We start from the raw sequence: 14051 nt of genomic DNA on the forward strand, positions 1-14051 counted from the left end.
GGGCCGTCGTGCTCCGGGGTCAGTTCTTGCCGAGGAACGCCGCGTCGGACTCGTCGAGGCGCCGGGCGAGGGCGTCACGGAGGGCCGGGGACCCCTCGAGCTCGGGATCCGGTTCGAGCACGCGCTCCGCTTCTCCGCGCGCGTCGACGATGAGGTCGGCGTGCTCGACCACCCGGAGCAGGTTGAGCGAGGACCGCCCACCGGACTGCCGTTCGCCCAGGACGTCACCTTCGCGTCGGAGCTCGAGGTCGACACGGGCGAGCTCGAAACCGTCGTCCGAGGCGGCCACCGCGTCGACGCGCTCGCGCGAGGTGGTCTCGAGCTCGGCCGAGGTGACCAGCAGGCAGACCCCGGCCCACTGCCCACGACCGATGCGGCCGCGGAGCTGGTGGAGCTGCGAGACCCCGAACCGGTCGGCGTCGAGGACGGCCATCATCGCCGCGTTCGGGACGTCGACGCCGACCTCGATCACGGTCGTCGCCACGACCACGTCGAGGTCGCCGGCGGCGAAGGACGTCATCACGCGGTCCTTCTCGTCAGCGGTCATCCGGCCGTGCAGGACCGCGATCGAGCGCCCGTCGAGCACCGGCATGGTGCGCATCCGCTCGGCGGTGGCGAGCACGGTCGCCGGGGCACGCTTCGGGGTGTCGTCCTCGCCCTCGGCCGGCTCCGGCTCGCCGTCGTCCTCGGTGTGGGCGTCGTCGATGGCCGGGCAGACGACGAACGCCTGCCGGCCCTTGGCCAGTTCTTCGGCCATGCGGGACCAGATCCGGGGTTCCCACCCGGGGTGCTCCGCCAGCGGGACCGTGAAGGTCTCGACGCCGGCGCGCCCCGACGGCATGCCCGTGATGGTCGAGACGTCGAGGTCGCCGAACACCGTCATCGCGACGGTGCGCGGGATCGGCGTCGCGGTGAGCACGAGCACGTGCGGCGGGGTCGTGCCCTTGGTGCGGAGGGCCTCGCGCTGCTCGACACCGAAGCGGTGCTGCTCGTCGACCACCACGAGCCCCAGCTCGGCGAAGTCCACCCGGTCCCCCAGGAGCGCGTGGGTGCCGACGACCAGCCGTGAGCTGCCCGACGCCGCGGCGAGCAGGGCCCGGCGACGTTCGTCGGTGGACTGCGACCCGGTCAGGATCACCGGTCGGAGCTCGGCGGCCAGGTCCGGCCCGAGGAACTTCACGATGGAGCGCAGGTGCTGGGCCGCCAGCACCTCGGTCGGGGCGATGAGCGCGGACTGGCCGCCGGACTCGGCCACCGTGAGCATCGCCCGGATCGCCACGAGGGTCTTGCCGGACCCGACCTCGCCCTGGATCAACCGGTGCATGGGCCAGGTGCGGGCGAGGTCCTGGTCGATGTCGGCACCGACGGCCCGCTGGTCGTCCGTCAACGTGAAGGGCAGGGTGGCGTCGAAGCGCTCGAGGATGCCACCGGGGGCGGCCACGCGCGGGGTGGCCGCGGTGCGACGGGCCGCGATCCGGCGCTGCACCAGGGCGGTCTGCAGCACGAACGCCTCGCGGTAGCGCAGGGCGTCCTGCGCGCGCTTGAAGTCCGCGACCTTCTCGGGGCGGTGCAGCAGCTCGAGTGCCCGGCGGAACGGCACGAGGTCGAGCCGGGACCGCGCGGACGCCGGCACCGGGTCGGGCAGGTCCGGCAGGGTGTCGAGGACGATCCCGATGGACTTCGCGATCTGCCACGACGTCAGCGAGGCCGTCGCCGGGTAGATCGGGATCGGCTGGCGCGACCACCGGATCGCTTCGTCGGAACCGGGCTCGGCCGTGGCGCGGGGGTCGTCAGGGTCGAACAGCTCGTAGTCGGGGTGGGCGAGCTGCCGGGCACCCCGGTAGTCGCTGACCTTGCCGGAGAAGATGCCCCGGGCGCCGGGGACGAGGTCCTTCGTGCGCCACCCCTGGTTGAAGAACGTGAGGGTGAGCAGGCCCTTGCCGTCGCCGATCTTCGCTTCGAGGATCGAACCGCGGCGCGCGCGCATGGTGCGTTCACGGACGTCGACGACCTCGGCCACGATGGTGACGGGTTCGCCGATCGCGAGCGAGTCGAGGGCCGTCAGTGCACCACGCTCGGCGTAGCGGCGGGGCGCGTGCTCGAGGAACTCCCCCACCGTGCGGTAGCCGAAGGCCTTCTCGATCGCGGTCGCCGTCCGACCGCCGAGCACGTTCGCGAGCCGCGCGTCGAGCGGCGCCGGACCGAGGTCGGGCGCGTCCGGCGCAGCGGGGGTTCCGGAGGTGACCACGCTCCAACGGTACCGGGCACGACCGACCCCACCCGTGCCTCCCGAGCGGCCTGTGGAGAACACCGGACCGGACCCGCCGGGCCGATACGGTGGCTGCATGACCCGCATCATCGCCGGCGCCGCCGGCTCCCTGACGCTCCGGGTGCCGAAGTCCGGCACCCGCCCGACGAGCGACCGCGTGCGCGAGGCGCTGTTCTCGTCGCTCGAGGCACGGGGGCTCGTCGAGGCCACGTCGGTGGCCGACCTGTACGCGGGGACGGGCGCGCTCGGGCTCGAGGCGGCGTCCCGCGGTGCGGCCGAGGTGGTCCTGGTCGACCGGGCATCCGCCGCCGCGCAGGCCTGCCGGGCGAACGCGAAGGCCGTGCAGCAGCGGGTGCCGGGCGTCCGGATCGACGTGCAGCCGCAGCCGGTGCTCGGGTACCTGCGCGGGACCGTCCGCACCTTCGACCTGGTGTTCATCGACCCGCCCTACGACGTCACCGAGCACGAGCTCGCCGAGGTGCTCGAGGCCCTGGCGCCGAAGCTGACGCCGGATGCCGTCGTCGTGGTCGAGCGGAGCAAGCGCTCCCCCGAGCCCACCTGGCCGGCGGGGCTCGCGCCGCTCAGCAAGCGCAGCTACGGCGAGACTGTCGCGTGGGAGGCCGTCGCCGCCGGCTGAGGCCGCGGGGGCAACCGGGTCAGCCGGCGACGCCGTCCCAGTCGGCGTAGGGGTCCCAGCCGGTCGTCGGCACCGCGGCACCGGCGCGCAGCAGGTCCGCGTCGCCGCGCTCCCGCACGACACCGATGCGCCGGAAGCCCCCGGGCAGGACCGCGTCGGCCGGGAACGTGGCGAGCAGTCCGTGGTCCTCGCCACCGTGCAGCGCGACCTCGTCGAGGTCGGTGGCGGCATCGAGTTCGAGCGTCACCCGGCTGGCACGGGCGAGCCGACCGGCGTCGATCGCCAGGCCGTCGGACAGGTCCAGCATCGCGGTGGCCCCGGCCCCGGCCGCGAGCGGCCCGTCGGCGATCGGGGGCACCGGGCGGCGCTGGCGTCCGACGTCGGGGTCGACGTCCGCGCCGCTCGCGACCGTCGCGGCACGGTCCGGCTCGCCCCGGCCGTCGACGCCGTCGCGGAACAGCCGGGACAGCCCACGGGCGGCACGTCCGAGCTCGCCGGACACCGCGAGCACGTCACCGACGCTCGCACCCGACCGCAGCACGGGCGCGCGGCCCAGCAGGTCGCCGAAGGCGGTGACGGCCACCGTGAACGTCGCCGAGGTGGAGAGGTCTCCCCCGACGACCCCGCACCCCGGCGCGAGCGCGTCGACGGCGAGCCGGAAGCCGTCGGCGATGCCCTCGAGGACGGCCACGGGGGTGTCCTGCGGTGCGGCGAGGGCGATCACGAGGCCGCTCGGCACTGCACCCATCGCGGCGACGTCGGAGAGGTTCGTGGCGGCCGCCTTCCAGCCGATGTCCGTCGGCGACGACCACGCCCACCGGAAGTCCGGACCGTGCACCATCATGTCCGTCGTCACGACGAAGCGGCCGTCGGGGGCGGCCACGACTGCGCAGTCGTCTCCGGGGCCGAGGATCGGTGTGCCTGCGGGCAGGCGACTCGTGATCCGGTCGAGGACGACGAGTTCGCCGAGCTCCCCCACCGTCGGTCCGGCCCAGGCGTCGTCCGTCGCATCCACACGAGAACGGTAGCCTGGACGACGATGGACACCGCGCGCCGCACCCCTCGCACCCTCGCGATCGTGGGGGCCGTGATCACCATCGCCGCCGGGCTGACCGGGTGCACGAACGCCGTGTCGATGTCCGCAGCCCCGTCGGCCAACGCAGCGGCGTGCGCCGCCGTGCAGGTCCGGTTGCCCGCGACCGTGGACTCGAAGTTCGACCTGCGGAACACGAACGCGCAGGCGACCGCTGCCTGGGGCGACCCCGAGGTGGCGATCTACCACTGCGGCGTCGCCGTCCCCACCGTGTCCGACCTGCCGTGCTTCTCACAGGGCGGCGTCGACTGGATCCGCGACGACCGGGGCGACCAGGTCGTGTTCACGACGTTCGGTCGGTCACCGGCGGTGCAGGTCGTGGTCGACTCGACGAAGACCACGTCGACGGTCGTGCAGGAGCTGTCCGACGCCGTGTCGTCGCTGCCGAAGGACGGCCACGAGTGCCTCGACCCGGACGACGTGCAGGGCTGACGCCCGCCTGACGCTCGCGCGCCGACGGGGCCAGCACGGCCTGGTCAGCGGACGGCCGCGCGACCCAGCTCGATGAGCTCGGTGATGAGCTCGCCGTAGGACACCCCCGACGCCGCCCAGCAGCGCGGGTACATCGACAGCGGCGTGAAGCCCGGCATCGTGTTGACCTCGTTCACGACGAAGCCGTCGTCGGTCAGGAAGCAGTCGACACGGGCGAGCCCCGAACCACCGATGGCCTCGAACGCGCGGGCACCGATGGAGCGGATCTCGTCGGTCTGGTCGTCGGTCAGCGGGGCCGGGCAGAGCAGCGACTCGTCACCGCCCAGGTACTTCGAGGCGAAGTCGTAGAAGCCGTCCTCGGCCACGACGATCTCGCCCGGCAGGCTCGTGCGCGGCACACCGTCACGACCCTCGAGCACGGCGACCTCGACCTCGCGGCCGACCACACGGGGCTCGACGATCACCTTGGAGTCGTGCTCGAACGCCAGGTCCATGGCGGCACCCAGCTGCGAGGGCTCATCGACGCGCGAGACACCCATGCTCGACCCGGCGCGGGCCGGCTTGACGAACAGCGGCCAGCCGTGCGCGGCGATCGTCTCGGCGACGTCCACCGGGTCGGCCGCCCACTGCCGGCGGAGCACGGTGGTCCACGGTGCGACCCGCAGCCCGGCGTGCTCGAGCACGGCCTTCGCGACGTGCTTGTCCATCGCCAGTGCGCTCGCGAGCACGCCGTCGCCGACGTACGGCAGCCCGGCGATCTCGAGCAGGCCCTGGATCGTGCCGTCCTCGCCGAAGGGGCCGTGCAGGATCGGGAACACCACGTCGACCGGGATCGCGGTGACCGTGCCGTCGGGGTGGGACACGACGAGTTCGTTGGTGGCCGGCGAGGTCGGGAAGGCGATCCGCGTGCCGTTGTCGGGCACCGTCGGCAGCGCGCCGTCGCGGATGGTCCACTGCGCCGGGTCGTCCGACTGCAGCGTGAAGGCACCGTCCTGGGTGATCCCGATCGGCACGAGGTCGTACTCGGCCCGGTCGACGACGTCCATGATGCCGCCGGCGGTCACGCAGCTGATCTCGTGCTCGCTCGAGCGACCGCCGAAGAGCACGGCGACGGTGGTCCTGGGCATGGGGGTTCCCTCGGGGATCGTGGGCACGGGAGTCCCTTCGTGACTCGGTGCGGGACCGGTCACTCGCCCTGCGGCTCGTCGGTCTCGGTGAGATGCGGCGCGATGTTGCGCGGATCGAGCCTACCGGCGAGGACCTCGCCGACCTGGCTGACGATGGGCATGTCGACGCCGTTCGCCGCGGCCAGCTCGAGGATCGGGGCGACCGAGGCAAGCCCCTCAGCCGTCTGGTTCATCTGGCGGACGACCTCGTCGAACCGGTAGCCCTGGCCGAGCAACCGCCCGGCGGTGTTGTTCCGCGACAGCGGCGACTGGCACGTGGCGATGAGGTCGCCGAGGCCCGCGAGCCCGGACAGCGTCGACGACTGCGCGCCGAGCGACACCGCGAAGTCGGTCATCTCGGCGAGGCCGCGCGTGATGATCGAGGCCTTGGTGTTCTCGCCGTAGCCGACCCCGTCGACGATGCCGATCGCGACGGCGATGAGGTTCTTCAGCACGCCGCCGAACTCGGTGCCGATGACGTCGGTGTTGATGAACGACCGGAAGTACGGGTTCGTCGCGACGGCGGCGACGTCGGTGGCGGTCTCCAGCGACGACGACGACACCACGGCGGCGGTCGGCTGCCGACGGGCGATCTCGAGCGCCAGGTTCGGGCCGCTGGCCACCGCGATGCGGTCCTGGTCGATGCCGAGGCCCTGCAGCAGGACCTCGCTCATCCGCAGTCCCGTGCTCTTCTCGACGCCCTTCATCAGACTGACGACCGGCACGTCCGCGGGCAGCAGCTCGCGGATCGCGGCGAGGTTCGAGCGCAGGGTCTGCGAGGGCACCGAGACGTACACCTGCGAGGCACCGTCGAGCACGCGCTCGAGGGACGTCGACGCGGTCAGGGTGCGCGGCAGGTTGATGCCGGGCAGGTAGTCCGAGTTGCGCTTGGTCTCGGTGATCTCGCGGGCGACCTCGGGGCGTCGGGCCCACACCACGGTGGACGCACCGCCCTCGGCCAGCACCTTCGCGAACGTGGTGCCCCAGCTGCCGGCACCGATCACGGCCACCCGGGGCTTGTCGGTCGACTGCATGACCACCCGGATCGCGGCGGTGTCGAAGGCCCCCGGAGCCGCGGCGGCGGGGTCGGGTCGGTCGTCGTGGGGTCGGAGGTCACTCAAACCGGCCGGTCTCCTTCTGGTTGTTCGCCGCCGGGTCCCAGCGGGTCGCGGGTGCCCGTTCGCCACGGAGCACCTCGAGCAGCGCGGTGATCTCGCGCATGACGAGTTCGGTGGCCTCGCCGAGCATCTGCTGGTCGATCTGCCGACCGCGGTACGCCGACAGGTCGACCGGGTCACCGATGATCACGTCGACGCGGGACGGCGGGAACAGCCGGAGCTTCTTGCCGTACCTGGCCATGATGTTCTGCGTGCCCCAGTGGGCCATCGGGATGAGCGGCACGTCGTTCTCGAGCGCGATCCGCACCGCGCCTGTCTTGCCGCGCATCGGCCACAGGTCGGGGTCGCGGGTGAGCGTGCCCTCGGGGTAGACGATGATCGCCCCGCCCTGCTCGACCAGGGACCGGCCGCCCCCGAGCGGGTCGCTCAGGCGCGTCCGGCCGGAGCGTTCGACGGGGATCTGTCCCATGCCGGACATGAGCTTGCCGACCACGGGGACCTTGAACAGCGACGCCTTCGCCAGGAACCGCGGCGCCCGCTTCGAGATGTACACGGCGGTGCCCACGACCAGGGGGTCGATGTTCGTGAAGTGGTTCGGTGCGAGCACGAACGCGCCCTCCGCCGGCAGGCGGTTCGGGCCGTGCCAGTGGTAGCGCGCCGAGAACCGGAACGTCGGGATGACGATCGAGGCGACGATCCGGAACGCGGTGTTCAGCTCACCGCGGCGCCACCGGCGCCCACGCACGGGGAGGCCGGTCGTGACCTGCGCGTCGGAGCCGCCACGGGCCTCCAGACCGTCGCCCATTGCTTCTGCCGGCACCGTGCCTACCCAGCGAAGTCGAAGTCGGCGCCGAGCTTGCGCAGCTTCGGGATGAAGTGCTCGTAGCCGCGGCTGATGATGCCGACGTTGGTGATGTGCGACTCGCCGTCGGCGGTCAGCGCCGCGATGAGGTGACTGAACCCGCCGCGCAGGTCGGGGACGCGGACGTTGGCGGCGTGCAGCTTCGTCGGACCGGTGATGACGGCGGCCTGCTCGAACGGGCGGCGGGCGACGCGGCGGTCGTGGCCGGGCAGCCCCTCCTTGTGCACGACGATGTCGGCACCCATCTCGTTCAGTGCGTCGGTGAAGCCGAAGCGGTTCTCGTAGACGGTCTCGTGCACGATGCTCTGGCCCTCGGCCTGGGTCAGCGCGACGACGAGCGGCTGCTGCCAGTCCGTCATGAAGCCGGGGTGCACGTCGGTCTCGATGACGACGGGCTTCAGGGTGTCCAGCTCGCGGTAGAACCGGATGCCGTCCTCCTGGATGTCGAACCCGCCGCCGACCTTGCGGAAGACGTTGAGGAACGTCATGAGCTCCTGCTGGTTCGCGCCCTCGACGAAGATGTCGCCGTTGGTGGCGAGCGCGGCGGAGGCCCAGCTCGCGGCCTCGTTGCGGTCGTTGATCGCGCGGTGCGTGTAGCCCCGGAGCGACTCGACGCCCTCGATGAAGATGACGCGGTTCGGCTCGACCGAGACGATGGCGCCCATCTTCTGCAGGATCGCGATGAGGTCCATGATCTCGGGCTCGATCGCGGCGTTCCGCAGCTCCGTGACGCCCTTGGCGAGGGTCGCCGAGAGCAGGACCTGCTCGGTGGCGCCGACGCTCGGGTACGGCAGCTCGATCGAGGCGCCCTTCAGTCCGTCCGGGGCCGTCAGGTGGATGCCGTTGACCTGCTTGTCGACGACCGCACCCATGGCGCGGAGGGCGTCGAGGTGGAAGTCGATCGGACGGTCGCCGATGCGGCAGCCGCCGAGGTCGGGGATGAACGCCTCGCCGAGCTTGTGCAGCAGCGGACCGCAGAACAGGATCGGGATGCGGCTCGACCCGGCGTGCGCGTCGATCTCGGCGAAGTGCGCCGACTCGACCCGCGACGGGTCGAGGATGAGTTCGCCTCGTGCAGGATCGGTGATGCGCACGCCGTGCACCTCGAGCAGCCCGCGGACCACCTTGACGTCGGAGATGTCCGGCACGTCACGGAGGATCGACGGGGTGTCACCGAGCAGCGACGCCACCATGGCCTTGGTCGCGAGGTTCTTCGCCCCACGGACCTCGATGCGTCCCACGAGCGGCTTGCCCCCGCGGATGACGATCTCGTCCGACTTGAGGCCCACGCGCGCCCCTGCGGCCGCTGCGTCCTGTACGAGAGAGTTCACTACTTCACCGGCAATGTCTTCGGCCGCCAACTGGAGCGGCGGGATTCGAACTCCGTGATCGAGGTCTCGTCACGGAGGGTGAGCCCGATGTCGTCGAGCCCTTCCATCAACCGCCAACGAGTGTAAGCGTCGATCTCGAAGGGGACGTCCACATCCCCCAGCGACACGCGCTGCGTCTCGAGGTCGACCGTCGCCTCGATGCCCGGGTTCGCCTCGATGGCGGCCCACAGGCGCTCGACCTCCGGTTCGGTCACGATCGCCGTGACCAGGCCCTGCTTGCCGGCGTTGCCCTTGAAGATGTCCGCGAAACGGGGCGAGACGACCACCGTGAAGCCGAAGTCACGGAGCGCCCAGACGGCGTGCTCGCGGGACGAGCCGGTGCCGAAGTCGGGGCCGGCGACGAGCACACGGGCGCCCTGGTAGCGCTCCTGGTTCAGCACGAAGTCGGGGTCCTGCCGCCACCCGGCGAACAGGGCGTCCTCGAAGCCGGTCTTGGTGACGCGCTTCAGGTAGACCGCGGGGATGATCTGGTCGGTGTCGACGTTCGACCGCTTGAGCGGCGCGGCGATGCCGGAGACGGTGGTGATCTTGTCCATCAGAAGTTCCCCTCGGTGGCGGTGGCGGACGTCGCCGCCGCGATCTCGTCGTCGGTCTCCAGGTCCCACGGGCTGGACAGCGTGCCGCGCACCGCGGTGGCCGCGGCGACGAGCGGCGACACCAGGTGCGTGCGGCCGCCCTTGCCCTGGCGACCCTCGAAGTTGCGGTTCGAGGTGCTCGCGCAGCGCTCCCCCGGTGCCAGCTGGTCCGGGTTCATCCCGAGGCACATCGAGCAGCCGGCGAACCGCCACTCGGCACCGAACTCGGTGAACACCTTGTCGAGCCCCTCGGCTTCGGCTTCGAGCCGGACGCGCGCGGAGCCGGGCACGACCATCACCCGGACACCGTCGGCCTTGGTGCGGCCCTTGATGATCGACGCGAAGGCCCGCAGGTCCTCGATGCGCGAGTTCGTGCAGGAGCCCATGAACACCGCGTCGACGGCGATGTCCTTCATCGGGGTGCCGGCGGTGATGTCCATGTACTCCAGGGCGCGGCGTGCGGCGGCCTGGTCGTTGGGGTCGCTGTAGGCGGCCGGGTCCGGCACGCTCTCGGACAGCGAGACGCCCTGGCCGGGGTTCGTGCCCCAGGTGACGAAGGGCTCGAGATCGTCCGCGTCGATGAACACCTCGGCGTCGAAGACGGCGTCGTCGTCGGTGGCGAGCGTCTCCCAGTAGGCGACGGCGTCGTCCCAGTCCTGACCGGTGGGCGCGTGGTCGCGGCCCTGCACGTAGTCGTAGGTGGTCTGGTCGGGGGCGACCATGCCGGCGCGGGCACCGGCCTCGATCGACATGTTGCAGATCGTCATGCGGCCCTCCATCGAGAGGGCACGGATCGCGGAGCCGCGGTACTCGAGCACGTAGCCCTGTCCGCCGCCGGTGCCGATCTTCGCGATGACCGCCAGGATGATGTCCTTCGCGGTCACGCCCGGACGCAGCGTGCCCTCGACCGTGATCGCCATCGTCTTGAAGGGCTTCAGCGGCAGGGTCTGCGTCGCCAGCACGTGCTCGACCTCGGAGGTGCCGATGCCGAACGCCATCGCGCCGAACGCCCCGTGGGTGCTGGTGTGCGAGTCGCCGCAGACGACCGTGATGCCCGGCATGGTCAGGCCGAGCTGCGGGCCGACCACGTGGACGATGCCCTGCTCCTTGTCGCCCAGCGAGTGCAGCCGGACGCCGAACTCCTCGCAGTTGCGACGGAGGGTCTCGATCTGGATCCGGCTCGTCGGGTCCGCGATGGGGCGGTCGATGGCGAGCGTCGGGGTGTTGTGGTCCTCGGTCGCGATCGTCAAGTCGAGGCGACGCACCGGTCGCCCGGCCTGCCGCAGGCCGTCGAACGCCTGAGGACTCGTGACCTCGTGCACGAGGTGGAGGTCGATGTAGAGGAGGTCGGGGTTGCCGTCCTCGCCCTTGACCACGACGTGGTCGTCCCACACCTTCTCGGCGAGCGTCTTTCCCATCAGCTCAGCCCTCCTCGTCCTCGTCGTTGCGCCGCGACCGCGGCCCGATCCGGCGACTCTACCATTGGTATACCAACGCGCGGCACCCCGCGCGTCGCGGGTCCGTCACCCCGTGGCGGCACAGCCTGGAGGCCCGTGGCGACTCCCCGACACCCGTCGCGGTGGGAAGATGGTGACGACATGACGACACCTGCGCACTCGACCCGGACCATCAACCTCGAGGGCGCGGCACGCGCCGCGATCGCCGGTGGCGCACCGCTCGCGCTGCTCATCGCCCTCGGCATGCCGGGGTACGCCGCCTTCGCCATGTTCGCCGGGTTCACCGCCATCTTCGGTGCGACCGAGCCCTACCGGCAGCGTGCCGTCACCACCGGTGTCGCTGGTGCACTGCAGGCGCTCTGCATGTTCGCCGGCATCGGGGTCGGGCTCGTCGGGTCGCCGCTCTGGCTGCAGGCCGTGGGTCTCGTCGTCGTCCTGGTGGTCGCGGTCTGCACCCTCTCCACGCTCCGGGCGATCCCCGCGCAGCCGATCTTCCCGGTGTTCGCGTTCGTCGTGTCCGCACTCGTGCCGATGCGCCCGGCGGACGTCCCGCTCGTGACGACGATCATCGTCTGCTCGGTGGTCTGGGCCTGGCTCGTCGCGATGTCCGGTGCGGTCCTCCGTCGGGTGTTCCACCCGCACGCCCCGCACCGGTTCCGCCCGCTGGCCGACCGCAAGCACCGGTCGCTCGCGGTCCTCGGGACCCCGGCGCTGTGGGAGACCGTCGCGCTCAACGTCGTCGGGTCACTCGTCGCCGGTGCCGTCGCGGAGTCGATCCCCGGGCTCGGGCACCCCTACTGGGCGGTCATCGCGGTGGTCTCGACCCTGCCGGCGATCCGCCAGCGGCACACCGTGGTCCGCGCTGGGCAGCGTGTGGTCGGCACGATCGGCGGCACGGTCATCGCGGTCGGCATCCTGCTGCTCGAGCCGTCGGCGTGGTGGATCGTCGTGCTGGCCGCCGTCGGACAGTTCTTCGCCGAGATATTCGTCGCCCGGAACTACGCCGTGTGCCTGCTGTTCCTCACCCCGCTCGCCCTGGCGGTGTCGTGGCTGAGCCTGCCCGAGGCACCCCAGCTGCTGGCGCTCGACCGCATCGCGCAGACCGTGCTCGGTGCCGTGGTCAGCGTGGGGCTGCTGCTCGTCGGGCGTGCGATCGAGCGCCGGCGTGGCCGTGCCCTGGGGGCGACGAGCGCGATCCGGACCGTCTGACGCGCCCGGTCGAACCGGGCGTACCTGGTCGAACCGGGCGTACCTGGTCGAATCGGGCGTACCTGGTCGAACCTGGCGTACCTGGTCGAATCGGGCGTACCTGGTCGTTCCTTTCGACCAGGAACGCCCGATTCCGCCTGCCATCGCGCGTGACAGGGGAAGGAACGGGCGCGGACGGCGGACGGGAGGCCCGTGGCGGCGCCGCCACGGGCCTCCCGTCCGTCCGTGGTCGCGCCCACCGCGTCCGTCGCTGACGCGAGCCCGCCGGCCCCGCCCGCGCGTCAGTCGCGCGGCTGGATGTTCCAGGCGTCGATGACGGGGCGGCCGTGCTCGTAGCCGAGGATGCTGACCGAGGCGGTGCCGAGCTTCAGCACGGCACCGTCCTGCGGCGCGAGCCGGATCCACGCGGCACCGAGTGCCCGCAGCACGTGACCGTGGGCGATGAACACGGCGTCGTGGCCCTCGGCGAGCACCGGGCGCGCACGGTTCAGGATGCGCTCGACGCGGACCCGGACCTCGGCGGCGTTCTCACCGGGGGTGTCGCCGGCGGGGACCCCGTCGGTCCAGAGGTCCCACGGTCCGTGGCGCAGCACCTTGATCTGCGGGGTGGTGAGGCCCTCGTACGCGCCGTAGTCCCACTCGTACAGGTCCTCGTCGAGCTCCGGCTCGACGCCGATCAGGTGCGCGGTGTCGCGGGCGCGCTGCAGCGGGCTCGACAGCGCCAGCGCGAACGACCGGTCCCCGAGGTACCGGCCCGCGCGCTTCGCCTGCTCGACACCGTTGTCGGTGAGCGGGATGTCGGTGCGGCCGGTGTGCTGCCCGCTCTTCGACCACTCCGTCTCTCCGTGACGGACGAGGACGAGTTCGCCGGGGCGTTCCGAGGTCATGAGTTCCTTCCGATCCAGAGGCCGAGCGCAGCTGCGCCGACCGAGACGACGAGCATCCCGAGGCCGTTCAGGACGGCGAGCCGGGTCTTGCCGGATCGGAGGAGCTGTACGGTCTCGACGCTCGCCGTCGAGAACGTCGTGTACCCACCCATCATGCCCGTCCCGAGCACAGCGACCGTCGAGGCGGGAATGGCGCCGGCCTGCCCGAGGCCCGTCATTACCCCGAGCACGAGCGACCCGGACACGTTGATGAGCAGGGTCCCGACCGGGAACCCGGCGAACCGCGACCCGGCAACGCGGCCCTTGACGACGCCGTCGAGCACGAAGCGCAGGGCGGCGCCGGCTCCCCCGCCGACGGCGACCAGGACCAGTTCGACCGGGCTCATCGGGCGTCCTGCAGCGGTTCGGGGCGGGTGCGGGGCCGGGTGGCCGCGGCGACCCACAGACCGAGGACGACTGCGACGAGTCCGAGCACGACCGACAGCAGGGCGTACCCGCTGCCCGCCGCCCAACGGCCGAGGTCGAGCAACTGCGCGGTGTCGTCCGCGAGCGTGCTGTAGGTCGTGAAACCGCCGAGGACGCCCGTGCCGACGAACAGCCGGACCGCGCGACGACGACCGACGTCCGGGCCGCGGCGTGCGAGCGCGTCGAGCAGGAAGCCGAGGCAGAACGCCCCGACGACGTTGATCGCGAGGATGGTCCAGCTGATCCCGTCGTGCGCGGGGAACGCTGCGGCGAGGAGTGCGCGGACGGCCGTCCCGATCGCGCCGCCGAGGGCGACCAGGGCGACGAGCCTCCAGCACAGATGTGGTGGGCGTTCAGCGTGCATCGTGCTCCCGTCGCGAGGCGATCGTTCCCCGGGCGACGGGGACGATCCAGGCTAGCCGAGACGACGAAACCCCCGCCGAGCCGGAGCTGGGCGGGGGTTTGCGTGCTGGTGACCCCAGCGGGATTC

The 14051-nt window shown here is 71.9% G+C and carries 14 protein-coding genes; 3 read left to right on the top strand and 11 right to left on the bottom strand.

Features of this window, described 5'->3' with window-relative positions; translation table 11 throughout:
* Nucleotides 1–19: 19 nt before the first annotated feature.
* Nucleotides 20–2248, bottom strand: a complete 2229-nt coding sequence (locus BIU89_RS04435) for an ATP-dependent DNA helicase RecG (RefSeq protein ID WP_071244869.1) — start codon at nucleotides 2246–2248, stop codon at nucleotides 20–22.
* A gap of 97 nt (nucleotides 2249–2345) precedes the next feature.
* Between BIU89_RS04435 and BIU89_RS04440 the strand changes: the two genes are divergently transcribed.
* Nucleotides 2346–2906, top strand: coding sequence for an RsmD family RNA methyltransferase (locus tag BIU89_RS04440; RefSeq protein ID WP_071244870.1), 561 nt, complete (start codon nucleotides 2346–2348; stop codon nucleotides 2904–2906).
* A gap of 19 nt (nucleotides 2907–2925) precedes the next feature.
* Here the strand turns inward: BIU89_RS04440 and thiL are convergent, their stop codons facing one another.
* The gene (thiL, locus tag BIU89_RS04445) at nucleotides 2926–3921 is read right to left on the bottom strand and encodes a thiamine-phosphate kinase (protein WP_071244871.1); all 996 of its coding nucleotides are present in this window, start codon (nucleotides 3919–3921) and stop codon (nucleotides 2926–2928) included.
* A 24-nt stretch (nucleotides 3922–3945) separates the two neighbouring features.
* Between thiL and BIU89_RS04450 the strand changes: the two genes are divergently transcribed.
* On the top strand, nucleotides 3946–4431 hold the full coding sequence (locus BIU89_RS04450; protein ID WP_071244872.1) for a DUF3515 family protein: 486 nt from the start codon (nucleotides 3946–3948) through the stop codon (nucleotides 4429–4431).
* 44 nt (nucleotides 4432–4475) lie between these two features.
* Here BIU89_RS04450 and BIU89_RS04455 read toward each other — a convergent pair whose 3' ends face one another.
* From BIU89_RS04455 to leuC, 6 genes are all read right to left on the bottom strand, one after another.
* Nucleotides 4476–5558 carry a D-alanine--D-alanine ligase family protein gene (locus BIU89_RS04455; RefSeq protein WP_071244873.1) on the bottom strand — a complete coding sequence of 361 codons (1083 nt, stop codon included), beginning with the start codon at nucleotides 5556–5558 and terminating at the stop codon, nucleotides 4476–4478.
* 59 nt (nucleotides 5559–5617) lie between these two features.
* The gene (locus tag BIU89_RS04460; protein ID WP_031259730.1) at nucleotides 5618–6631 is read right to left on the bottom strand and encodes an NAD(P)H-dependent glycerol-3-phosphate dehydrogenase; all 1014 of its coding nucleotides are present in this window, start codon (nucleotides 6629–6631) and stop codon (nucleotides 5618–5620) included.
* 79 nt (nucleotides 6632–6710) lie between these two features.
* Nucleotides 6711–7520, bottom strand: coding sequence for a lysophospholipid acyltransferase family protein (locus tag BIU89_RS04465; protein WP_071244874.1), 810 nt, complete (start codon nucleotides 7518–7520; stop codon nucleotides 6711–6713).
* 20 nt (nucleotides 7521–7540) lie between these two features.
* Nucleotides 7541–8908 carry a UDP-N-acetylglucosamine 1-carboxyvinyltransferase gene (gene murA / locus BIU89_RS04470; RefSeq protein WP_071244875.1) on the bottom strand — a complete coding sequence of 456 codons (1368 nt, stop codon included), beginning with the start codon at nucleotides 8906–8908 and terminating at the stop codon, nucleotides 7541–7543.
* Complete coding sequence (gene leuD, locus BIU89_RS04475; RefSeq protein WP_071244876.1) at nucleotides 8908–9504, bottom strand: 3-isopropylmalate dehydratase small subunit; 597 nt, start codon at nucleotides 9502–9504, stop codon at nucleotides 8908–8910. Before leuD ends, murA begins: the two co-directional genes overlap by 1 nt.
* The gene (gene leuC / locus BIU89_RS04480) at nucleotides 9504–10961 is read right to left on the bottom strand and encodes a 3-isopropylmalate dehydratase large subunit (RefSeq protein WP_071244877.1); all 1458 of its coding nucleotides are present in this window, start codon (nucleotides 10959–10961) and stop codon (nucleotides 9504–9506) included. Before leuC ends, leuD begins: the two co-directional genes overlap by 1 nt.
* Before the next feature lie 180 nt (nucleotides 10962–11141).
* Between leuC and BIU89_RS04485 the strand changes: the two genes are divergently transcribed.
* Nucleotides 11142–12209, top strand: coding sequence for an FUSC family protein (locus BIU89_RS04485; protein WP_071244878.1), 1068 nt, complete (start codon nucleotides 11142–11144; stop codon nucleotides 12207–12209).
* A gap of 281 nt (nucleotides 12210–12490) precedes the next feature.
* Here the strand turns inward: BIU89_RS04485 and BIU89_RS04490 are convergent, their stop codons facing one another.
* The 3 genes from BIU89_RS04490 to BIU89_RS04500 are packed head-to-tail and all read right to left on the bottom strand — an operon-like array spanning nucleotide 12491 to nucleotide 13925.
* A complete protein-coding gene (locus tag BIU89_RS04490; protein ID WP_027465908.1) occupies nucleotides 12491–13096 on the bottom strand; it encodes a histidine phosphatase family protein in 606 nt (201 codons plus the stop codon).
* Nucleotides 13093–13482: a fluoride efflux transporter CrcB gene (crcB, locus tag BIU89_RS04495; protein WP_071244879.1), complete on the bottom strand. Its 390-nt coding sequence runs from the start codon at nucleotides 13480–13482 to the stop codon at nucleotides 13093–13095. Before crcB ends, BIU89_RS04490 begins: the two co-directional genes overlap by 4 nt.
* On the bottom strand, nucleotides 13479–13925 hold the full coding sequence (locus BIU89_RS04500; protein WP_071244880.1) for a fluoride efflux transporter FluC: 447 nt from the start codon (nucleotides 13923–13925) through the stop codon (nucleotides 13479–13481). The genes crcB and BIU89_RS04500 overlap by 4 nt, the downstream gene beginning before the upstream one ends.
* Nucleotides 13926–14051: the final 126 nt, after the last annotated feature.

This window comes from Curtobacterium sp. MCBA15_005 (assembly GCF_001864855.1).
Taxonomy (GTDB): Bacteria; Actinomycetota; Actinomycetes; order Actinomycetales; family Microbacteriaceae; genus Curtobacterium; species Curtobacterium flaccumfaciens.